Annotated in this window: 19 protein-coding genes; 12 read left to right on the top strand and 7 right to left on the bottom strand. The window is 71.1% G+C overall.

From position 1 onward, the window contains the following. Positions 1-30: 30 nt before the first annotated feature. Positions 31-1,131 (bottom strand): EAL domain-containing protein, encoded by a 1,101-nt coding sequence (locus tag J2853_RS18645; protein ID WP_307559638.1) that lies wholly within the window; start codon positions 1,129-1,131, stop codon positions 31-33. 196 nt (positions 1,132-1,327) lie between these two features. Between J2853_RS18645 and J2853_RS18640 the strand changes: the two genes are divergently transcribed. The 5 genes from J2853_RS18640 (at position 1,328) to J2853_RS18620 (ending at position 7,024) form a co-directional block, all read left to right on the top strand. Next, positions 1,328-2,008, top strand: a complete 681-nt coding sequence (locus J2853_RS18640; RefSeq protein WP_307559636.1) for an acVLRF1 family peptidyl-tRNA hydrolase — start codon at positions 1,328-1,330, stop codon at positions 2,006-2,008. Between the two features lie 179 nt (positions 2,009-2,187). Further along, complete coding sequence (locus tag J2853_RS18635; protein WP_307559634.1) at positions 2,188-3,786, top strand: ABC-F family ATP-binding cassette domain-containing protein; 1,599 nt, start codon at positions 2,188-2,190, stop codon at positions 3,784-3,786. Between the two features lie 114 nt (positions 3,787-3,900). Next, positions 3,901-4,116, top strand: coding sequence for a helix-turn-helix domain-containing protein (locus tag J2853_RS18630; RefSeq protein ID WP_030507271.1), 216 nt, complete (start codon positions 3,901-3,903; stop codon positions 4,114-4,116). A gap of 128 nt (positions 4,117-4,244) precedes the next feature. Then, positions 4,245-5,048: an enoyl-CoA hydratase/isomerase family protein gene (locus J2853_RS18625; protein WP_307559623.1), complete on the top strand. Its 804-nt coding sequence runs from the start codon at positions 4,245-4,247 to the stop codon at positions 5,046-5,048. 101 nt (positions 5,049-5,149) lie between these two features. Next, positions 5,150-7,024, top strand: coding sequence for an ABC transporter ATP-binding protein (locus J2853_RS18620; RefSeq protein WP_307559621.1), 1,875 nt, complete (start codon positions 5,150-5,152; stop codon positions 7,022-7,024). 67 nt (positions 7,025-7,091) lie between these two features. Here J2853_RS18620 and J2853_RS18615 read toward each other — a convergent pair whose 3' ends face one another. After that, positions 7,092-7,982, bottom strand: coding sequence for a sulfotransferase family protein (locus J2853_RS18615; protein ID WP_307559620.1), 891 nt, complete (start codon positions 7,980-7,982; stop codon positions 7,092-7,094). Positions 7,983-8,012: 30 nt separating this feature from the next. On the opposite strand from J2853_RS18615, the gene J2853_RS18610 reads away from it, so the two are divergent. Together J2853_RS18610 and J2853_RS18605 are read left to right on the top strand one after the other, a co-directional pair. After that, positions 8,013-8,972: a S66 peptidase family protein gene (locus tag J2853_RS18610; RefSeq protein WP_307559618.1), complete on the top strand. Its 960-nt coding sequence runs from the start codon at positions 8,013-8,015 to the stop codon at positions 8,970-8,972. Between the two features lie 90 nt (positions 8,973-9,062). Then, a complete protein-coding gene (locus J2853_RS18605) occupies positions 9,063-9,941 on the top strand; it encodes a hypothetical protein (protein ID WP_307559617.1) in 879 nt (292 codons plus the stop codon). A 95-nt stretch (positions 9,942-10,036) separates the two neighbouring features. On the opposite strand, the gene J2853_RS18600 is transcribed toward J2853_RS18605, so the two are convergent. Together J2853_RS18600 and yczE are read right to left on the bottom strand one after the other, a co-directional pair. After that, a complete protein-coding gene (locus J2853_RS18600; RefSeq protein ID WP_307559615.1) occupies positions 10,037-11,797 on the bottom strand; it encodes a glycoside hydrolase family 15 protein in 1,761 nt (586 codons plus the stop codon). Positions 11,798-11,841: 44 nt separating this feature from the next. Beyond that, positions 11,842-12,447: a membrane protein YczE gene (gene yczE, locus J2853_RS18595; RefSeq protein ID WP_307559613.1), complete on the bottom strand. Its 606-nt coding sequence runs from the start codon at positions 12,445-12,447 to the stop codon at positions 11,842-11,844. A gap of 75 nt (positions 12,448-12,522) precedes the next feature. Between yczE and yczR the strand changes: the two genes are divergently transcribed. Then, positions 12,523-13,956, top strand: coding sequence for a MocR-like transcription factor YczR (yczR, locus tag J2853_RS18590; RefSeq protein WP_307559611.1), 1,434 nt, complete (start codon positions 12,523-12,525; stop codon positions 13,954-13,956). Positions 13,957-14,045: 89 nt separating this feature from the next. Here yczR and J2853_RS18585 read toward each other — a convergent pair whose 3' ends face one another. Then, complete coding sequence (locus J2853_RS18585) at positions 14,046-14,657, bottom strand: trimeric intracellular cation channel family protein (RefSeq protein ID WP_307559610.1); 612 nt, start codon at positions 14,655-14,657, stop codon at positions 14,046-14,048. Positions 14,658-14,702: 45 nt separating this feature from the next. After that, positions 14,703-16,202: a peptide MFS transporter gene (locus tag J2853_RS18580; protein ID WP_307559608.1), complete on the bottom strand. Its 1,500-nt coding sequence runs from the start codon at positions 16,200-16,202 to the stop codon at positions 14,703-14,705. A gap of 178 nt (positions 16,203-16,380) precedes the next feature. Here J2853_RS18580 and J2853_RS18575 point away from each other — a divergent pair, with 178 nt between their 5' ends. Next, a complete protein-coding gene (locus J2853_RS18575; RefSeq protein ID WP_307559607.1) occupies positions 16,381-18,216 on the top strand; it encodes an AMP-dependent synthetase/ligase in 1,836 nt (611 codons plus the stop codon). 148 nt (positions 18,217-18,364) lie between these two features. Then, on the top strand, positions 18,365-19,249 hold the full coding sequence (locus J2853_RS18570) for a hypothetical protein (RefSeq protein ID WP_307559605.1): 885 nt from the start codon (positions 18,365-18,367) through the stop codon (positions 19,247-19,249). A gap of 29 nt (positions 19,250-19,278) precedes the next feature. Here J2853_RS18570 and J2853_RS18565 read toward each other — a convergent pair whose 3' ends face one another. Beyond that, positions 19,279-20,379 carry a PucR family transcriptional regulator gene (locus J2853_RS18565; protein ID WP_307559603.1) on the bottom strand — a complete coding sequence of 367 codons (1,101 nt, stop codon included), beginning with the start codon at positions 20,377-20,379 and terminating at the stop codon, positions 19,279-19,281. 176 nt (positions 20,380-20,555) lie between these two features. On the opposite strand from J2853_RS18565, the gene J2853_RS18560 reads away from it, so the two are divergent. Then, complete coding sequence (locus J2853_RS18560) at positions 20,556-21,251, top strand: SDR family NAD(P)-dependent oxidoreductase (RefSeq protein WP_307559601.1); 696 nt, start codon at positions 20,556-20,558, stop codon at positions 21,249-21,251. Continuing rightward, positions 21,251-21,841 carry an SDR family NAD(P)-dependent oxidoreductase gene (locus tag J2853_RS18555; protein WP_307559599.1) on the top strand — a complete coding sequence of 197 codons (591 nt, stop codon included), beginning with the start codon at positions 21,251-21,253 and terminating at the stop codon, positions 21,839-21,841. Before J2853_RS18560 ends, J2853_RS18555 begins: the two co-directional genes overlap by 1 nt. The last annotated feature ends 3 nt before the right edge of the window (positions 21,842-21,844 follow it).

The following is a 21,844-nucleotide window of genomic DNA, read 5'->3' as shown; positions in this document are numbered from 1 at the left end:
CGCGTTCCAGCCCCCGCGGCGGGAGCCGCCTCAGTGTTGTACGGACGAGACCTGGCGGATCAGGTCGGACACCCGGACGATCCCCATGCAGCGGCCGACCTCGTCCGTGACGACCAGGTCGTCGTAGACGCGTGCGGAGTCGCGGCCCGCGAGTTGCATGGCGGCGATGGCCGGGGTGGTCTTGGGGACCGTACGGGCGGTGTCGGCGAGCCGCGCCGCGGGCTTCTTGCCGTGCAGGGCGTGACCGAAGCGGGTGGCTATCGACAGCAGGAAGCGGCTGCGGTCGAGGCTGCCCCTGGGGCGCTGGTACTCGTCCACCAGGATCACGCTGTTGATGGACGGCTCGCTGCCGAAGGCCTCGGCCGCGTCCTCGGCGGTGGCGGCGTAGGGGAGGGTCACCGCGGGCAGCAGGAACTCCTGGACGCGGGGGCCGAGCAGGGCCTGTACCGGCTCCTGCTCGATGACGGGGATCGGCACGTGGACCCGTCCCGACGGTCCGGGGACCAGGAGCGGGCCCTGCGCCAGCCGTATCCCCCAGCCGCGCACCGCGGTGAGCTGCGCCTCCTCGGACACCCCCGGGGCCAGCACGTGGGCGCCCACGCTCCGGCCGAGCGCCGCCAGCGACTCGGCGAGCGCGGCGCGGCGCGGGTCGCGAGGGGTCCTGGAGATCAGTTCGGGGGAGATCACCGCCAGGTACGGGGCCGCGTCGACGAGCAGGTCCAGCGGAACGTGGCCGGTGCCCAGATCGCCCACCGCGATCAGGTAGCCGATGGCGCGCAGCCCCTCCAGCCCGACGAGCAGGGCGCGCCGGTCGTACTGGGTGAAGTCGCCCCGCACCATGACGATGATCTCGCCGGGCCGCCGCCTGGACGCGCGCAGGGCCTCGTGGAGCGGGGCCAGCGCGGCCGAGCCGCCGATCACCACGATGGACGGCACGGGCAGCACGAGCGGGAGCAGCGCGTCACTCCCGGTGACGCTGTGGATCGTCTGGATGACGGAGGAGATGTTCCCGTGGCTGTTTCCCGCCGCCTGGAGGGCGATGACGCCTCCGGTGTCGAGGTCGACGATCGGGGTGATGCCCAGGTCGGCCGCCATGGGGGCCTGAGGAAGGACTTGCGCGCTACTCGACACCTCTTGAGGATGAACCCGGTCGCGGGGCTACAGAAGCCACGCACGACTGTGTTCACTGATATTTCGTCGTTTGTTGTGGTTTTGGTTGAAACCGGTCATTGAAGACGATTGTCGGAGGCCCTCGCGAGGTCGTCCGTCCGGGGGGCCGGGGCGGTGATCGCGTGTCGCGAGGAGCCACCGGGTAGTGTCCCGTGCCATGACATCGCGACCGGCCAAGGGTGGAGGTCGCTGGGTCCTGGTGGGGCCCGAGCGCCTGAACCGCTGGATCGACGGCTTCGTGGAGCGGCACGGCCCGCCGAGTGTGACGGCCTCCGCCGAGATCGTCCGGCTTGAGGCCGCGGACGGCGCCGTGGCCGAGTGCCAGGTGCCGTTTCCTCCCCTGACCCCCTCCGGGGGCGGTCCCCTGGCGCGCCTGACCACCCACGTGCGCAGGGAACGCCGGGTCGGCGTGCTGCTGGTACGGCTCGGCGGCCACGCGGCCGGGATCTTCCACGGCGACGAGCTCGTCTCCTCCAAGGTCGGGTCGCGGCTGGTCCACGGCCGCAGCGCGGCGGGGGGCTGGTCCCAGCAGCGGTTCGCCCGGCGCAGGGAGAAGCAGGCGAACGAGGCGCACGAGGCGGCGGCCGAGGTGGCGCTGCGGATTCTCGGCCCGCACCTGAGCGAGCTGGAGGCGGTGGTCCTGGGCGGCGACCGGCGCGCGGTGGACGCGCTGCGGCCCGACCGCAGGCTCGCCCCCGTCTTCGCGCTGGAGGCCGAGCCCTTCCTGACGGTCCCCGATCCGCGTCTGGTCGTGCTCAGGGAGACCCCGGGCCAGTTTCGCGCGATCCGGATCAGGGTCACCGACCCCGATATCCCGGGCTCGGATGATCGGCCCTGATTAATCGGGGAAGCGAGCCGGTGGCGCGCCGTACACTGATCGGTATGCGCACTCCCGATTGACCGTCGCCTGGATGGAGGCGAGACGGCCGAGCCGAGAGCCGGGAGACACAGGGCGCGGCGGGTTCGGCCACAGTGAAGTGAGCCTGTGTATTTCCAGTCTGGGAGTGTTCTCCAATCATGATCGTAGCTTCTGACATCGAACTGCGCGCCGGGGCGCGGTTGCTCATAGAGAACGCCTCGTTCCGGGTGAACCCCGGTGACAAGATCGGGCTCGTCGGCCGCAACGGCGCCGGCAAGACCACCCTGACGAGGGTTCTCGCGGGTGAGGGCGCGCCCGCGGCGGGCACGGTCTCCATCACCGGTGAGGTGGGATACCTGCCGCAGGACCCGCGCACCGGCGACCTGCAGGTGCTCGCCCGCGACCGCATCCTGTCCGCGCGAGGGCTGGACGACGTGCTGCGCGAGCTGCGCGCGGCCGAGCTCGGCATGTCCTCCGACGACGATCGCAAGAGGGATCGCGCGGTGCGGGCCTACGGGCGCCTGGAGGACCGGCTGCACGTCCTGGGCGGATACGCCGCCGAGTCCGAGGCCGCCTCGATCGCCTCCAGCCTCGGTCTGCCCGACCGGGTGCTCGGACAGCCGCTGGAGACGCTGTCGGGAGGTCAGCGCCGGCGGGTGGAACTGGCCCGGATTCTCTTCAGCGGAGCGGAGACTCTCCTTCTTGACGAGCCGACAAACCACCTAGATGCGGACTCAATCGGGTGGCTTCGTGATTTTTTACGATCTCACCAGGGCGGCTTGATCATTATTAGCCACGATGTGACGCTTCTTGAAGTAACGGTAAACCGGGTTCTGCACCTGGACGCCAACCGCGCGGCGATCGATACCTACAACGTCGGCTGGAAAACCTATCTGGCCCAGCGGGAGACCGACGAGAAGCGCAGGAAGCGCGAGCGGGCCAACGCCGAGAAGCAGGCCTCGGTGCTGATGTCGCAGGCCGACAAGATGCGGGCCAAGGCCACCAAGGCCAAGGCGGCGCAGGACATGCAGCGCCGGGCCGAGCGCCTGCTCTCGGGGCTGGAGGTGGAACGGCGCAGCGACAAGGTCGCCAAGCTGCGCTTCCCCGAGCCCGCGCCCTGCGGACGCACTCCGATCATGGCGGAGGGACTGTCGAAGTCCTACGGCTCGCTGGAGGTGTTCACCGACGTGGACGCCGCCGTGGACAAGGGGACCAGGGTCGTCATCCTGGGCCTGAACGGCGCAGGGAAGACCACTCTGCTGCGCATTCTGGGGGGTATCGAGCAACCCGACACCGGTGCGGTCAAGCCCGGCCACGGGCTCAAACTGGGCTACTACGCGCAGGAGCACGAGACGATCGACCCCGACCGGACCGTGCTGGAGAACATGCGCTCGGCCGGGGGGGAGCTCGCCGACGTGGAGCTTCGCAAGGTCCTCGGCTCGTTCCTGTTCACCGGCGACGACGTGGACAAACCCGCGAAAGTGCTCTCCGGCGGGGAGAAGACGCGGCTGGCGCTGGCCACGCTGGTCCTGTCGGCGGCCAACGTCCTGCTCCTCGACGAGCCCACGAACAACCTTGATCCGGTGAGCCGAGAGCAGGTACTTTCTGCCCTAAGGTCCTATTCTGGGGCGATTGTGCTCGTCACGCACGATGAGGGTGCTGTCGAGGCTCTACGACCCGATAGGGTGATCTTGCTGCCTGACGGAGTTGAAGACGCATGGAGCGACGAATTTTCCGATCTTGTGGCACTTGCCTGATCTTAATTTGAGCGGGTACGGATCTTTTCCCATGGAGTAGGTAGCCGATCTCGCCGAAATGACTGATCATGGCGTGTGTAACGCTGCGGAAGTCTGGCACTACAGGAGGTACTCGTGGCCGAGACTCTTAAGAAGGGCACCCGGGTTACCGGGGCCGACCGTGAAAAACTGGCCGCCGATCTAAAGAAGCGCTACAGCGCGGGTGAGAGCATCCGCGCGCTGGCCGCTTCGACCGGCAGGTCGTACGGGTTCATCCACCGCATCCTGAGCGAGTCCGGTGTGACTCTGCGCGGGCGAGGGGGCGCCACCCGGGGCAAGTCCAAGCGCTGACCCCGCCTCGGAACGCGCGACCGCAGCCGCTCGTCCCACGCCGAACCGTCCCGTCCGGGTCTGTAGAACCTCATTCTGGAGAATCGATAGGCTCGGACGAGACGAAATCAAGGCTGGGAGAGCGGACGATGGCGGAAGTGACGTTCGGGGGGAGTGCGGAGGAGGTCTCCCTCGAGGAGGTCGGTCTGCGCTACGAGGTGGACGGCAAGATCGCGACGATCACGCTGGATCGACCGGAGAAGCGGAACGCACAGACGTTCGCTACCTGGTCGGCTCTGGCTCGTATCGGTGACAGCCTGCCGCAGCAGGTGAGGGTTGTCGTGATCAGAGGTGAGGGGCCGTCCTTCTCGGCAGGAATCGACCTGCGGATGTTCACTCCCGAGGGAGTGCCCGGCCAGGGCTCGTTCGCGGCCTCGGCGCTGCTCGACGGCGCGACCTTCGAGCAGCGGCTAGCGCGGGCCCAGCAGGGGTTCCTGTGGCTGCGGCGTCCCGACATCGTCTCCGTCGCGGCCGTTCAGGGCCACGCGATCGGTGCCGGGTTCCAGCTTGCGCTCGCCTGTGACCTGAGGGTCCTGGCGGACGACGCCAAGCTGTGCATGAAGGAGCCCGCTCTCGGGCTGGTTCCCGACCTGACCGGCACCAAGCCGCTGGTCGACCTCGTGGGCCTGTCCAGGGCGATCGAGATCTGCCTCACGGCCCGCACCGTGGGAGCGGAGGAGGCTGCCAGGATCGGCCTGGCCGAACTGGTCGTCGCTCCCGGGGAGCTGGGGCAGGCCGTGGAAGATCTGACCGCTGCCCTGCTGGCGGTCGACCGGGATGCCGCGACGGCCACCAAGCGGCTCCTTCAGGGCGCTTCGGGGCGCACCCTGGAGGAGCAGTGCGTGGCCGAGGGGCGTGAGCAGGCCGTGCGGCTCAGGGCGTTGTTCACGTAGTTCGACTCGGGGTTCGACTCAGGCGGACCGTTGTTCGCCTCAAGCTGATGGGGGAATGGGATCTCCTCTCCCGGTGCTCGCATCGGGAGAGGAGGCCGTACATGGCGATGATGGGCGGGGGTTTCGGACCCCAGATGATGCGTTCGCTCCGGCGGGACAGCGCGGTGACCAGGGAGCGTCTCACCCCGGGAACCGTCCGGCGCATCGTCCGGTACGCCAGGCCCTTCTCACGGCACATCGTGGCCTTCCTGGGGCTGGTCGTGGTCGGCGCGGTCATCGTGGTCGCCAACCCGCTGCTGATGAAGGCGATCATCGACGACGGGATCATCCCGAAGAAGACGGGGGTCGTCGTCGCCCTCGCGCTGGTCATCGCGGGCCTGGCGATCGCCGACGCGGCGCTCACCCTGCTCCAGCGCTGGTTCTCCTCGCGGATCGGCGAGGGCCTGATCTACAACCTGCGTACCGAGGTCTTCGACCACGTGCAGCGCATGCCCGTCGCCTTCTTCATGCGCACGCAGACCGGCGCCCTGGTCTCCCGGCTCAACAGCGATGTGATCGGCGCCCAGCGGGCGCTGACCAGCACGCTGTCCTCGGTCGTCGCCAACGTGGTCATGCTGGTGCTGGTGCTCGGCGCCATGCTGGTGCTGTCCTGGCAGATCACCGTCGTCGCCCTGGTGATGCTGCCCGTCTTCGTCTTCCCGGCCAAGTGGGTCGGCAGGAAGATGTCGGGGCTCACCCGCGAGCAGATGGAGCTCGACGCCGAGATGAGCTCCATGATGACCGAGCGGTTCAACGTCGCCGGCGCGATGGTCGCGAAGCTGTACGGCCGGCCGGAGGAGGAGGCCGCCGTCTTCGGCGGCAGAGCCGGGCGGGTACGGGACGTCGGTGTCACCGTCGGCATGTACGGGACGGTGTTCAGGGTCGCGCTCGGCCTGGTCGCGGCGCTGGCCACCGCGCTGGTGTACGGCATGGGCGGCGTGCTGGCCATCGGCGACGTCTTCGAGTTCGGCACCCTGGTCGCGCTCACGACCCTCCTGCTGCGCCTGTACGGCCCGCTGACGAGCCTGTCCAACGTGCACGTGGACGTGATGACCGCGCTGGTGAGCTTCGACCGGGTCTTCGAGGTGCTCGACCTCAAGCCGATGGTCGCCGAGAGGCCGGGCGCCGAGCCCATCCCCGACGGACCGGCCTCCATCGAGTTCGACGACGTCCGGTTCGGATACCCGGCCGCCTCCGAGGTGTCGCTGGCCTCGCTGGAGGCGGTGGCCCGCCCCGACGCCGGGGGCGGCCAGGACGTGCTGCGCGGCGTCGGCTTCACCGCGCGCCCCGGCGAGATGATCGCGCTGGTCGGCCCCTCCGGCGCGGGCAAGACGACCATCACGAGCCTGGTCTCCCGCCTCTACGACGTCAACGAGGGCGCGGTCCGGATCAACGGCCTGGACGTGCGCGACGCGACCCTGGAGTCCCTGCGCGACACCGTGGGCGTGGTCATGCAGGACGCCCACCTGTTCCACGACACCATCGGGGCCAACATCGGCTACGCCAGGCCGGACGCGACCGAGGAGGAGATCTGGGACGCCCTGGGCGCCGCGCAGATCGCCGACCTGGTCAGGGGGCTGCCCGAGGGCCTGGAGACGGTGGTGGGCGACCGCGGCTACCGGTTGTCCGGCGGCGAGAAGCAGCGGCTGGCCCTGGCGAGGCTGCTGCTCAAGGCTCCCCGCGTGGTCGTCCTCGACGAGGCCACCGCGCATCTGGACTCCGAGTCCGAGGTCGCGGTGCAGCAGGCACTGAAGATCGCGCTGGCCGGGCGGACCTCGCTGGTCATCGCCCACCGGCTGTCCACGATCCGCGACGCCGACCAGATCCTGGTGGTCCAGGACGGCCGCATCGTGGAGAGGGGCCGTCACGAGGAGCTGCTGGCCCAGGGCGCGGTCTACGCCGAGCTCTACCGCACCCAGTTCAGCGAGGCCGCCTAGCACCGCGTTCCGTTCGCGCCCCGGCGAGGACCCCGGGGTCCTCGCCGGGGCGGCGGGGCGGGCGCGGTCAGGAGGCCGAGACGTATCCGAGGCGCAGGAGCTCCTCGCGGGCGACCTTCCCCACCAGCTCGGCGTCCTCGCCGCGCAGCCGGGTGCGCCAGGCGCCGGCCTTCGGCACGCTCCGGCCGTACAGGGCGACCTTGGAGACGCGTGTTCCCAGGAAGGTGGAGAGTCCCTCGGCGGCGTCGGCGGGGGAGGAGACCAGGTCCTCGTAGCGCAGGGTCAGCAGTTGCTCGCGGGGCAGCTCGTGGTGGAGCGTGGCCGACAGCCGGACCGCGCTGCGCCAGCGCAGCGCGCACTTGCCCGCCGTGGGCATCGCCTTCCAGCGGTCGCTGTGCTCGCCGGAGTTGAGGCCCAGGAACGGGTTGGGGAACTCGGTCTCGTCGCTCAGCATGACCGGCTTGAACCACGCCAGGGAGGCGGGGTCGGCCAGCATGTCGGCGACCACGTCGCGGCCGTCCCTGATGAGCTGGACGAAACGGGCGTCGGGGAAGGCCTGCAGCAGCACCGAGGCGCTGTAGAGCAGGTCGGGGCTGGCGTCGCCGAACCGGGCCACCGTGTTCGAGGCCACGCAGGGCCCCGCTCCGGTCACGCCCCCCGCCTCGCGGCAGGACTGCGAGCATTCCCGGCACGCGCCGGGCACGATCTGCCACGCCTCGGCCATGGCGTCGCGGAGCACCCGGGTGGCGCCCATGCCCCTGCCGGCGATGGAGGGGCGCCGGGCGAAGGCGTAGACGACGTGGGCCACCGCCGAGCGCCCCATCGTGACGTGGAAGCCGGGGGAGCGCTTCAGGGCGCGGCCCAGCAGGTCCGCGCCTGATTGGGGGGCGGCGAGAACGAACACCGGCTGGCGGACTTTGATGCCGTTGACCACCAGGATGTGAGGCGCAGGTCGCATATGTGAGCTCAGTGTGGCACCGTTTGGGGAGTGAACGAACCGCCCGTGTCCATCCCGGGCCCGGCAGACGGTGCCATTGTCCCGCCTCCGTTGCGCCCCGGCGACACGGTGGCGGTGGTGGCCCCCTGCGGGCCCGTCGACCCCGAGCGGCTGGCGCGCGGAGTCCGCGCCCTGGAGGGCCTGGGCCTGAAGGTCCTCACCGGCGCCCACATCTTCGACAGGGACCGCTACCTGGCCGGATCCGACGCGGTCAGGGCCGCCGACCTGAGCGACGCCTGGTGCGACCCCGAGGTGACCGCGGTGTTCTGCGCCCGGGGCGGTTACGGTGCCACCCGGATCCTGGACCTGCTCGACTGGGACGCGCTGCGGGCGGCCGGGCCCAAGACGCTGGTCGGTTCCAGCGACGTCACCGCCCTGCACCGGGCGTTCGCCGTCGAGCTGGGCCTCGTCTCCCTGTTCGGCCCGATGCCGGCCAGTGCCACGCTCGGCGACCCCACCGGTCCCGAGCCCCGCACCTTCGAGCACTTCACGGCCGCCCTGACCGGAGACCCGTCGCCGATCACCGGCGACCGGGTGATCGTTCCGGGCGAGGTCGCCGCCCCGGTCACCGGCGGCAACCTCAGCCTGCTGGCCGCGCTCTGCGGCACGCCGTACGCGATGGTCGCGCGGGGGCGGATCGTGCTGCTGGAGGACGTCGGCGAGGAGCCGTACCGGATCGACCGGATGCTCACCCAGCTGCTCCGGACGGGGTCACTGGACGGGGCCGCGGGATTCGTCCTGGGCTCCTGGGTCGACTGCGGCGATCCCTACCCCGTGCTGGAGGAACTGCTCGCGCCGCTCGGGGTGCCCGTGATCGCGGGGCTTCCCGTAGGGCACGGCTCACCACAGTCCAGTGTGTTTCTAGGTGCACTTGGTGCTATTGATACGAAATCGTGCTCTTTAGCCTACTCCATCCGCGGCTCCTCCACGGCAGGCTGGTTGCGAATATAGGAGGAATCCGGCAGAAGGGACGCACGAGTGAGGCTGTTCCGGCGGCATCGTAACCGGCGGGCCGAGACGCCCCCGCGTCCGGTCGAAGAAGTGGATCTCGATTCCCTGCTCGCGCTGGTCGCCGACAACCTCGGCTACACCTGCTCCTTCGCGCCTGACAACGATGGCACGCTGACACTCTCCGGGCCCCGCACCGTCGTCGTGCGGCTGGCCGGACTCCGGGCCGAGGCGCGACGGCGCTCGCGGGAGGACTGGCCGATGCTCGTCTCCGAGCACCTGTCCCACACGCTGGACGCGGCCGACGAACCACTCGACGCGTGCGACCTGAGTCAGGTCCACTCCCTGCTGCGAACCCGGATCCAGCTCGACGAGGATCTGGGCTCGGCCCACGTGGTCGGCCGTCACCTCACCGCCGACCTGGTCGAGGTGCTCATCATCAAGTACGGGGAGACCGGGCGCCCGGTCCGTCCCGAGGAGGCCGGCTGCTGGCCGATCACCGCGGCCCAGGCGCTGGACCTGGCCCTGGAGAACGTCCGCCAGGACGAGCGGCTCTCGGTCACCGAGGGCGACCTCGGCGGGGTGGCGATCCGGCGGCTGAGCGGCCCCACCGCCAGCGCCGCGGCCCACCTGCGTCATCTGGGCGACTACCTGCCCGTTCCCTCCGACGGGGTGCTCGTCGCGCTGCCCGACCCCGCGACGCTGATCGTCCACCCGGTCGAGAGCATCGGCGTGGTCCGCGCGATCGAGCGGCTGCGGCTGTTCGCCCAGCGGGAGTTCGACCTGGGCGTGGGCGCCGGGGCGCTCAGCTCCCAGGTCTACTGGTGGCATGACGGGCGGCTCAGGCTGATTCGGTCCGACCTGGTCAACCAGGACGGCCAGACCCGGTTGGTGGTGGCCCCGCCGCCGGAGTTCGCCCGGGTCCTCGCGGCCCTGGCGACCCGTCCCGACGGAGAGAGCGCCGACGACTGACGGCGAGGCCGGAGACCCTGTGGCCGATCCGGGTCCCGTGACCGCCGCCGCGGCCGTGGCCTTCGCCGCCGGGGAGCTCCGGGAGGGGCGCCGGCTCAGCTGAGCGCGCGGGCCGCGTGGATCAGCGGGACGTGGCTGAAGGCCTGGGGGAAGTTGCCGACCATGCGGCCGTAGCGGACGTCGTACTCCTCGGCGAGCAGGCCGACGTCGTTGCGCAGGGACAGCAGGCGCTCGAACAGCGCGACGGCCTCCTCCTTGCGGCCGATCATGGCCAGGGCCTCGGCCAGCCAGAAACTGCACGCGAGGAACGCGCCCTCGCCGCCCGGCAGGCCGTCCACGTCGTTGTCGTCGGCCACCGGGTAGCGCAGCACGAAACCGTCGGCCATCAGCTCGCGCTGGATCGCCTCGATCGTGCCGATCACGCGCGGGTCCTCCGGCGGCAGGAAGCCGACGATCGGGATCAGCAGCAGGGCCGCGTCCAGCTCGTGCGAGCCGTACGACTGGGTGAAGGTCCCGCGCGCCAGGTCGAAGCCCTTGTGGCAGACCTCGGCGTGGATGTGGTCGCGCAGCGCCTTCCAGCGCCCGATGGGGCCGCTCCGGCCGAACTCCTCCACCTGCCTGATGGCCCGGTCGAGGGCGACCCAGCACATCACCTTGGAGTGGGTGAAGTGGCGGCGGGGGCCGCGGACCTCCCACAGGCCCTCGTCGGGCTCGTCCCAGTGCGCCTCCACGAAGTCCATCAGCTCCCGCTGGATGGTCCAGGCGCGGGCGTCGGGCTCCAGGCCGGAGGCGCGCGACAGATGGAGGGAGTTCATCACCTCGCCGTAGACGTCCAGCTGGAGCTGGTCGACCGCGGCGTTGCCGACGCGGACCGGCCGGGAGCCCTCGTAGCCGGGCAGCCAGTCGAGCTCCAGCTCCGGCAGCCGGCGCTCCCCGGACACGCTGTACATGATCTGCAGGTCCTGGGCGCGGCCCGCGATCGCCCGGAGCAGCCACGCGCGCCAGGAGCGGGCCTCGTCCAGGTATCCGGCCCCGATGAGGGCCTCCAGCGTCATGGTGGCGTCGCGCAGCCAGCAGAAGCGGTAGTCCCAGTTGCGGACCCCGCCGATGTCCTCGGGCAGCGACGTCGTGGGGGCGGCGACGATGCCGCCGGTGGGCTTGTAGGTGAGCGCCTTGAGCGTGATGAGGGAGCGGACCACGGCCTCACGCCACGGCCCCTGGTAGGTGCACTGCGCGACCCATTCGGCCCACAGCGACTCGGTCTCGGCCAGCTGGTCGTACGGGTCGATCTCGACCGGCTTGGACTCGTGCGAGGGGTGCCAGGTGAAGATGAACGCCAGCCGGTCGCCGGCGGAGACCTTGAACCTCGCCTTGTGGGCGTAGTCGCCGCCGCGCAACGGGACGGGGGAGTGCAGCCACACCGAGTCGGGGCCGCCGACGGCCTGCAGCAGGCCGTCGGTGCGGCGCACCCACGGCACGATGCGGCCGTAGTCGAAGCGGATGCGGATCTCGGTGGCCATCTCCACCTCTCCCGACACGCCCTCCACGATCCTGACCAGGTCGGGGTTGTCGTGCCGGGTGGGCATGAAGTCGGTCACGCGGACCGTGCCGCCCGGGGTGTCCCACTCGCTCGTGAGGATCAGGGATTCGCCCTTGTAGTGCCGCCGGGTGGCCTTGGGCCGCTCGGCGTCGGCGGGACCGAGCCACCACTGCCCGTTGTTCTTGTCGCCCAGCAGAGCCCCGAAACACGACGGCGAGTCGAACCGCGGCAGGCAGAGCCAGTCGATGGAGCCGTTGCGCCCGACAAGGGCGGCCGACTGCATGTCGCCGATGAGAGCGTAATCCTCAATCCACATGTGCTCGACGCTAACGCCTTCACAGCCCTGCCGGCGGCCGGAAGTCAGCCCTTGGGGCGCATCCTCGGCATGAAGAACTGGGTCAGGTACCCGATGGCGAGGGCGAAGACCAGGGTGCCGGCGCCGACGGTGCCGCCGAGCAGCCAGCCGGCGGCCAGAACCGTGACCTCGATGACGGTGCGGGCCGAGCGGATGGACAGGCCGAGGCGGTTGAGGCCGGTCATCAGCCCGTCGCGCGGGCCGGGGCCGAGGCCCGCGCCGATGTAGAGGCCGGTCGCCGCGCCGGTGGCGGTGACGCCGAGCAGCAGGTAGGCCCAGCGGGCGACCAGGGGATCGGGGGTCGGGATCAGCCAGATGGCCGCGTCGGCGAACAGTCCGAGGAAGACGACGTTGCTGATGGTGCCCACGCCCGGCCTCTGCCTCAGCGGGATCCACAGCAGCATGACCAGGGCGCCCACCAGGATGATCCAGGTGCCGATCGACAGGCCCAGGTGGATGGAGAGGCCCTGGTGGAACACGTCCCAGGGGCTGCCGCCGAGATGCGACTCGATCTGCAGGCCGACACCGACGCCGTAGAGCGCCAGGCCCGAGTACAGGCGTAGGAGCCGGTTGGGGAGGGAGTCGGGGAGCGGAAGGGAAAGTTCACTCATAGTGGCCCTGATTCTCCAGGCCACCGCTGCCAAGAAAAAGGGCCAATCAGGAGAAGTGGCTTTATAGTGGTCCGCATGGATCGGCATCTGAGCGGACCTCAGCTCGCGCGTCTCGTGGCGATCGCCCCCGGTGCCAGGCCGTACTACAGGGTCCTGGCCCAGGCGGTGCGGTCGCTGCTCCTCGACGGGCGGCTGTCCCCGCGGATGCGCGTCCCGGCGGAGCGGCACCTCGCCGACGCGCTGGGCGTCAGCCGTACCACCGTGACCGCCGCCTACGACCTGCTCCGCGAGCAAGGATATCTGGAGAGCCGGCAGGGCGCCGGGAGCTGGACCGTGCTGCCCGACGCCGCCTCGATGGGTGCGAACAACCCGTGGATCACCTCCGGGGACGACGGGATGCTGCCCCTGCACGCCGCCGCCCCGCTCGCGATCTCGACGCTGCCCTCCGCGATCGCCTTCGCGGGCGAGCAGTATCCCCGCTACACGCTCGGCATGGGCTACGACCCGCTCGGGATCGCGCCGCTACGCCAGGCGATCGCGGCCCGCTACACCGCGCAGGGCCTGGCCACCCGGCCCGCGCAGATCCTGGTCACCACGGGCGCCCAGCAGGCGATCCACCTGGTGACCACGGAGCTGCTCTCCCGGGGCGACCCGATCGTGCTGGAGTCGCCCACCTACCCGCACGCGGTCGACCTGGCCAGGTTGCGCGGGGCCAGGATCATCCCGGTCGGCATCCCCGACGGCGGCTGGGACCTCGAACTGCTCACCTCCGCGATGCGCCAGTCGGCCGCCCGCCTCGCCTACCTGATCCCCGACTTCCAGAACCCCACCGGGCACCTGATGGACGACGCCACGCGCGCGGGCGTGGTCGGCGCGGCCAGGCGGTACGGCACCACCCTGCTGGTGGACGAGACCTGGAGAGAGCTCGCGATCGACGAGGTGCCCGACACCGCGCCGCTGGCCGCGTTCGACACCGACGGGCGGGTGATCAGCATCGGGTCGGCGTCCAAGCTGTGGTGGGGCGGGCTGCGCATCGGCTGGATCCGCACCACCGCCGCCATGGTCCGCCGCCTGGCCGTGCTCCGCGCGGCCGTGGACATCGCCAGCCCGCTCTTCGAGCAACTGGTCGTGACCAGGCTGTTCGAGGACATCGAGGACGCCAGGGCCGAGCGCCGCAGGACCCACGGCGCCTCCAGGGACGCCCTGGTGGCCGCCCTGAGGGCGCGCATGCCCGACTGGGGGTTCGCCGTGCCGAAGGGCGGAGGCTCGCTCTGGGTGCGGCTGGAGAGCCCGTCCGCCACCGCGCTCACCGACGCGGCGAGCTGCCACGGCGTGCGGCTCGCCCCCGGCCCCTGGTTCGGCGCGGACGGCACGCTGGAGGGCCGGCTCCGCCTGCCCTTCACCCAGTCGCCGCAGGTCCTCGCCGAGGCGGTGGACCGCATCGCCGAGGCGAGGGTCAGGGGGGCGTACGGGGCCCGTCCCGCCCAGCCGCTCACCCCTGCCCTCTGACCCTGCCCTCTGACCCTGCCCTCCGACCCGGCCTGCGACGGGGCGCGCGCCTACTCGGGCGTCATGCCCCTGGCGAGCGGTGTGCGCGCCTACTCCGGCGTCACGCCCCTGGCGAGCGGTGCGCGCCACCGCAGCCTCATGGCCGCGATGCGCAAGCCGAAGGCGAGCACGGCGGCGGCCAGCGTGGCCGGCCACCCGTGCAGGTCGAGGGTGTAGAGCAGGGCCATGAGCGCCGAGCCGAGCATGGCGGGCACCGCGTAGAGCTGGCGGTCGTACAGCAGGGTGGGGACCTGCCCGGCGAGGACGTCGCGCAGGATGCCGCCGCCGACCGCGGAGGTGATTCCGAGCAGGGCCGCGTGCAGCGGGCTGAGGCCGTAGCTCATCGCCTTCTCCGTGCCGACCGCGCAGAACAGGCCGAGGCCCGCCGCGTCGAGCACGTCCACCGCCGGCATCAACCGCTGCACGTGCGGATGCCAGAAGAAGACGATCGCGGTGGCGACGACCGGGACGAGCACGTAGCCGACGCTGGAGAAGGCCGCGGGCCGTACGTTCAGGATCAGGTCGCGCAGGATCCCACCGCCCAGGGCCGTCATCTCCGCCAGTACGGCCATGCCCACCACATCCAGTTTCCTGCGGACGCCGACGAGCGCGCCGGAGAGCGCGAACACAAAGATTCCGACCAGATCAAGCACTTGATGCACCGATAAATCATCACATGACTGATTTACGGGTTTTTCTGCAGAGTGTCAGGGGGACGGCGGAGCGCTCGGCTCCCGGTGCTCGCGCATCATCGCGTGGAGCCTGCCCGCGAACGCGAGGAGCACGAGGGACGCCACGACGGAGATCACCGCGAGGGTGAGGAAGTACGCGGGCTCCGACATGTGGTTCTTCAGCCGGCCGGTCTGCCCTCCCACGGAGTCGCCCACGGCGAAGGACATGAACCACAGTCCCAGCATCTGGCTCCTGAAGGCCTGGGGGGCGAGCTTGCTGGTGATCGAGAGCCCGACCGGGCTCAGCGCGAGCTCCCCGAAGACCTGGACGAGGTAGACCAGCACCAGCCACCACACCGAGATCCTGCCGCTCTCGGCCAGCTTGGCGGCCAGCGCCATGAGCATGAAGCTCAGGCCGTTGACGAACAGTCCGGCCGCGAACTTCTGGGGAGCGGTCACCCGGTTGCCCAGCCTGACCCAGAGCACGGCGAAGACCGGCACGAAGATCATGATGAACAACGGGTTGAACGCCTGCGTGGTCGCGGCGGTGATCGGGATGCCGAACAGCGACAGGTCGGTCTTGTTCTCGGCGAAGAACAGCAGCACGGTCGGAGCCAGATCGTAGATCATCCAGAAGATGGCGGCGGCGATGAACAGCCAGATGTAGGCCTTCACCCGCGAGCGCTCGTCGTCGGTCAGGTTGTGGCTGCCGAGCAGGATGTAGCCGAAATAGAGCACCGGAACGGCCAGGATGATCAGCGTCATCGCGAGCGCGAAGGCGTCGAGGCTGAAGGTTCCCGAGGCCGTCCAGGCGGCCAGGGCCACGGCGATCACGACGACGACGGCGAGGGCGGTCAGGCCGAAGTGCCTGCGCTCGGCGGGGGTCAGCCGATGTCCGGGCTCGTCGCCCACGCCCCGCAGGTGGCGGCGGCCCCGCACGTACTGGATCAGGCCCAGGGCCATGCCGACCGCCGCCGCGCCGAAGCCCAGGTGCCACCGGTCGCCCGAGGCGAGCCAGCCGACGACGATGGGGGCGACGAAGGCGCCGATGTTGATCCCCATGTAGAAGATGGAGAATCCCGCGTCCCTGCGCGCGTCGTCGTTCTGCGGGTAGAGCCTGCCGACCATGGTGGAGATGTTCGGCTTCAGCAGCCCGGTTCCGACGATGATGAGGAACAGGCCGAGCGCGACGAAGGCGCCCGTCCGGACCGGGACGGCCATGCTGATGTGGCCGCACATGATGACGACGCCGCCCCACAGCACCGCCTTGCGGGCGCCCAGGACCCGGTCGGCGACCCAGCCGCCGGGCAGGGCGACGAGATAGATGAGGGCGCCGTAGATGCCGACGATCGCCTGGGCGGTCGCCTCCGTCAGGCCGAGGCCGCCCGTGGCCGGGGAGGTGACCATGAAGGTGGCCAGAATGGCGCGCAGGCCGTACCAGCTGAAGCGCTCCCACAGCTCGGTGCCGAACAGGGTGGCCAGGCCGCGCGGATGTCCGAAGAAGGTCTTCTCGTGAGCGCTCGTCCCGGATGTCATGCCGCCCCCCGACGTCACTGTGTGATCGACATCTAACTCTATGGAGATATGCCGGAGGGTGTGCGAGAAGACTGCGCACGGTGATGATTCTTCTCCCTGCGGGGGTCTTGTTCTCAGTGATCGTCATGTGGTGCGATGCATCCCACTCGTGCAAGTGGGCACTTTCAGGAGGCGCGTCATGACCGGGGTCCTTGAGGAGCGTGCGGCGATCGAACTCCAGATCGCGGGTCGTACCGTCTGCGGGCAGCTGAAGGAGGCGGCGGAGAGCGACCCCGATGCTCCGGCCTACTCGGACCCGGTCGAGGGGGGCTGGTGCACCCTCACCTACGCCGAGGCCCGGCAGCGGGTCCTGGAGATCGCCGCCGGGTTCGTCGCCCTGGGACTGGAGCCGGGCGAGGCGGTCGCGCTGATGATGGTCAACCGCAGCGAGCACGTGCTGGCGGACCTCGGCGCGGTGCACGCGGGCGCGGTGTCGTGCTCCGTCTACTCCACCTTCGCCCCCGAACAGGTGGCCTTCGTGGCCGGCGACGTCAAGGCGAAGATCGCGGTGCTGGGCGGCCCGGCCGACCTGGCCAGATGGGAGCCGGTGCTCGACGATCTCCCGGAGCTCCGGAAGATCATTGTGCTGGAGGACACCCCGCAGGGGGACCGGTTCGTCGGCTGGGACGACTTCCTGGCCCTGGGCAGGGAACGGCTCGCCCGGGACCCCGACGGGATCGACGCCCGCTGGCAGGCCGTGGCCGCCGACGACACCCTGACCGTCCTCTACACCTCGGGCACCACCGGCAATCCCAAGGGCGTGCCGCTGACCCACACCAACGTGTTCTTCGAGGTCGTGGCCACCGACCGGATGGCGTCGCTGCCCGAGAAGGGCACCCAGATCTCCTACCTCACCTACGCGCACATCGCCGAGCGCGTGCTCAGCCTCTACCTGCCGCTGTTCAAGATCTCCCACACGCACTTCTGCACCGACCTCGCCCAGCTCGGCGCCGCTCTCGGCCAGGTCAAGCCGGTGCTGTTCTTCGGCGTCCCGCGCGTCTGGGAGAAGATGATGGCCCGCCTGCAGGCGCTGCTGTCCACCCAGCCGCAGGAGCAGCAGGAGGACGTCCGCAGGGCCATGGCCGCCGGGCTCGCCCACGTCGAGGCCAGCCAGTACGGGCGGACGCCCTCGCCCGAGGTCCAGGCCGCCTACGAGCAGGCCGACGCCGCCCTGCTGTCGATCATCCGCGCGATGGTCGGCTTCGAGAACGCCGTCTTCCTGATCACCGCCGCCGCGCCGATGCCGGGGGAGGTCCAGCGCTTCTTCGCCGGTCTCGGCCTGCGCGTGCTCGACGTGTACGGCATGACCGAGACGACCGGCGCGTTCACCGCCAACTCCCCCGAACGCTTCAAGCTCGGCACGGTCGGCCAGGCGGGTCCGGGTGTCGAGATCCGCATCGCCGAGGACGGCGAGATCATCACCCGCAGCCCCGCCAACACCAGGGGCTACCTGGGCAGGCCGGAGGCGACCGCCGAGCTCCTGGACGCGGACGGCTGGCTGCGCACCGGCGACGTGGGCTCCATCGACGCCGACGGCTTCGTCAGCATCGTCGACCGCAAGAAGGAGCTCATCATCACCGCCGGCGGCGAGAACATCTCCCCGGCCAACATCGAGAACCACCTCAAGGAACACCCCCTCATCGGACAGGCGCTCGCCTACGGCGACAGCAGGCCGTACCCGGTGGCGATCCTCACCCTCGACGGCGAGGTGGCCCCCGGCTGGGCCCAGGGGCACGGCTTCGAGTTCACCACCCTGGCCGAGTTCGCCGAGCACCCCGAGGTCCTCAAGGAGATCGAGGCGGCGATCGCCGCCGCCAACGAGAAGCTGGCCCGCGTCCAGCAGGTCAAGCGCTGGCGCCTGCTGCCGGAGGAGTGGACGGCCGAGACCTCGGAGCTCACGCCGAGCCTGAAGCTCAAGCGCCGCGTCATCCACGCCAAGTACGCCGCGATCATCGACGACATGTACGAGAGCTGAGCGTCGGGGCGCCCGATCCTCCCGGCCGGGGGAGCGGGCGCCCCGCGGGGCCTTCCGCCTCTCGGCGCCGTGCGTGCGGGTGGCCTTTGCCTGATCGGGTGTGTGTCGTCTACCCCGCCCTTACCGCGTGTTTCCTAGCGTCCTGGTCATGACGACGAAAGTTCTCCTCGCATCCCTGGCGGCGGGGGTCGTGGCGCTGCCCGCGCCGGTCGAGGCCCCGGCCGCCGCCACGACCCCCGACCTGACGATCCGCTCGGTGACCCTGAATCCCGCCTCCCCGGTGGTCGGGCCTGTCGGCGCGGTGCGCCTGGTGGTCGAGGTGGTCGCCCGCGGGGTCATCGGCCCGGAGGGGGTGACGATCCAGGTCGAGCCGGGCGCACCTCCCGAGTCCCGGGGCGTGACCCTCCCCGTCTCCGCGTCCGGTTCCGTCTCGGTGTCCGGCCCCGCCTCCGGACCGCGCCCGGCTCGCCTGTCCGGCCAGGTCTCCGGGGCGGGGGACGCCGCCCCGGTCACGCACGTCCTCGCCGGCGGCGGGGGGAGCGCGATCGGGACGCGGGCGGTCGCCGCGCGTGCCGGACAGGACTGGGAGACCTGGCGGTTCGCCCCCGACAAGAGCCTGAGCCGCTGGTATCCCGCGGGGCGCTGGACCGTCACCGCGACGGCCAGGGGAGCCGGCGGCACGACGGTCACCGGGTACGCGCCGTTCTGGTTGAAGCGCGAGACCAGGTTCGGCGCGGTCCAGGCGGTCAGGAAGGGGGCGGAGGTGGAGGTCGGCGGCGTGCTGAAGCGGGTCGATCCGCGGGGGGTCGCCGACTACGTCCCGTTCGCCGGCCAGCCCGTCGAGATCCTGCACCGGGAGACGGCGCAGGCGGACTGGAGGCCGGTGGGCACGGCCACGAGCGACGCCGAGGGGAGGTTCAGCCGGATCGTGCAGGATCATCAGGCGGGGGAGTGGCGGATCCGCTTCGAGGGGACGGGCCACTACGCCGCCCGGCTGGGCAAGATCCACCCGACCTCCCAGGGCACGGGCTGAACCGTCGGCCGGGGCGGCTCCGGGCCGCGTCAGCTCCGGGCGTTCCAGGCCCACATCGCCACCGCGAGGGCGATCCGGTCCTCGAACCGCAGCGGGTTGCGCCCGGTCACCGCCTCGATCCGGGCCAGCCGGTGCCGCAGGGAGTTGACGTGCAGGAAGAGGGCGCGTGAGGCGGCGCCGACCGAGCCGTCGCTTTCGAGGAACGCCTGAAGCGTGTCGATCAGCCGGGTCCCGTGGGCGGCGTCGTAGGTGGCGAGCGGCCGGGCGATCTGCTCGATGAAGGGTTCGAGCCTGCGCGGCCCGATCCCGCCGAGCAGCGCGGTGAACGTGGCCAGGTCCCCGGAACGGACGATCCCGCCGCGCCGCCTGGCCAGGTCGAGCGCGGCGCGGCTCTCCGACAGGCCGCGCGACAGCTGCGCGAGGGGCACGGGCCCGCCGATGCCGCACGGCGCCGGCCAGGAGGCGGCGAGCTCGCGCGCGGGCAGCTCGTCGGCCGCCAGGAGCACGGCGACGCCGTCGGCGACGCCCATGACGACCCCCGCCGGCGTCCCGGTCTCCGTGGGGATCTCCGGCACGGGCAGCGAGGCCACCACGAGCGGGCGGTCAGGCAGCCCCGCCCGCTCGACGTGGCCGCGGACGGCCTCCGCCGAGGCGAGCCCGGAGCCGACCAGACCCAGCAGCCGCCCGACCTCCCCGAGGTCGTGCTCCACGTCGTGGGCGGTGGCGAGCCGCTCGGCCAGCCACTCGGTGAAGCTGACGAAGGGCACGTCGGGGGGCACCTCGAACAGCGGCAGCCCCAGCCGTTCACAGGTTTCCCGCAGCGCGCCGGGAACCTCGGGCGTGACGTCGCCGATCCCGTATCCGATCGCGCTCGCCGTGCTGGCGTACACGGATTCCACGAAGGCGACGGCCAGGGCGGGCTCGCGGAGCGACGCCCCCACGGTCAGCACGATCTCGTGACCGCGCAGGTAGGGGCCGGGATTCAGCAGCTCGGTCGAATGCGCCCAGCGGATCGGACGGTCGAGCCCCGTGTGGCCCGCGACCAGGCGCAGGTGGAACCGCGGCTCCGCGAGAAGTTCTGCCACGGTCAGCCGCAGGCGGGAAAGACCCGGTGGAGACTCCCTGGTCACGGACATAACTATTTCAGACTAAACGCGCCCTGTGACCGACGCGTGACCCCGCATTGGAGAACTGCACGGTCGGCCCGCCCCGTAACGGTGCATTACCCCAAGCCTCTCCCAAAACCCTTGTCGATCGCGTCGTCACGTCGTTTCCATGGACGCCAGAACCCCGTCGAGGAGGCCGGATGAGGGAACGGGTGGCGCTGGTCACCGGCGCGGCGAGCGGCATCGGGGCCGAGGTCGTCGCCGAGCTGTCCCGCCGGGGCTGGGTGACCGCGGGCCTCGACCTGCGGCCCGCGGCCGGGGCCGATCACGCGATCGGCGTCGACGTCGCGGACCCCGCCCAGGTGGACGCGGCGATACAGCGGGTCGAACGGGAACTCGGGCCGATCGGAGCGGTCGTGTCCGCCGCCGGTCACTACGCCATGGTCCCGGTCGCCGACATCACACGGGAGCAGTGGCTGCGCATGTTGCACGTCCACCTCGGGGGGCTGCTCAACGTCTGCCGCGCGGTCGTCCCCGGCATGATCGGACGCGGCCGGGGCGCCATCGTCGCCGTCACCTCGGAGCTCGCCATCGGCGGCGGCGACGGCGACGCGCACTACGCCGCGGCCAAGGGGGCGATCATCGGCCTCGTCCGGTCCCTGGCCGTCGAACTCGCCCCCGCGGGCATCCGCGTGAACGCCGTCGCGCCGGGGCCGACGGACACCCCGCTGCTCGAAGCCGCCTCCCCCTGGCGGGACCCGGCCTATCTCGCCTCGCTCCCCGCGGGCCGGCTCGTCACCCCGGAGGAGGTCGCCGTGACCGCGGCGTTCCTGATCGAAGAGGGCACCTTCTGCTGCGGCGAGGTCATCTCGCCCAACGCCGGGGCGGTGATCTGATGCGCGTCGCCCTCGTCACCGGGGCCGCCGGCGGGCTCGGCCGGGCCGTCGCGCGCCGCCTGGCCGCCGACGGCGCCCTCGTCGCGGTCTCCGACCGCTCGCCCGGACCGGAGCTCGACCTGCTCGCGGAGGAGATCGGCGGCTTCGCCGTACCCGCCGACGTGGCGGATCCCGAGGCGGTACGGCGGATGGCGGCCGCGGTCGAGGAACGGGCCGGCGGGCGCGTGGTGTTCGTCGCCTCCGAGTGGGGGGTCATCGGATGGCCCGGGGCGAGCGCCTACGCGGCGTCCAAGGCCGGGCTGATCTCGCTGGCCAAGACGCTCGGCCGCGAACTCGCCCCCGAGGGCATCGCGGTCAACGCCATCGCGCCCAGCGTCGTCGACACCCCGCAACTGGAGGTCGACGCCCGCGCCGCTGGGGTGAGCCCCGAGGAGATCCGCAGGCGGTACGCCGAGCGGGTGCCGCTCGGCCGGATCGCGACCCCGGAGGAGATCGCGGCGGCCGTCGCCCACCTCGCGGACCCGCGTATGTCCTCCCTGGTCGGCCAGGTCATCCATGTCAACGGCGGGACCACCCGGGCCCGCGCCTAGAGA

This window comes from Streptosporangium lutulentum (assembly GCF_030811455.1).
Lineage (GTDB): Bacteria > Actinomycetota > Actinomycetes > Streptosporangiales > Streptosporangiaceae > Streptosporangium > Streptosporangium lutulentum.
Note: the sequence above shows the minus strand (reverse complement) of the source record. Positions and strands in the feature narration are given on the sequence as shown.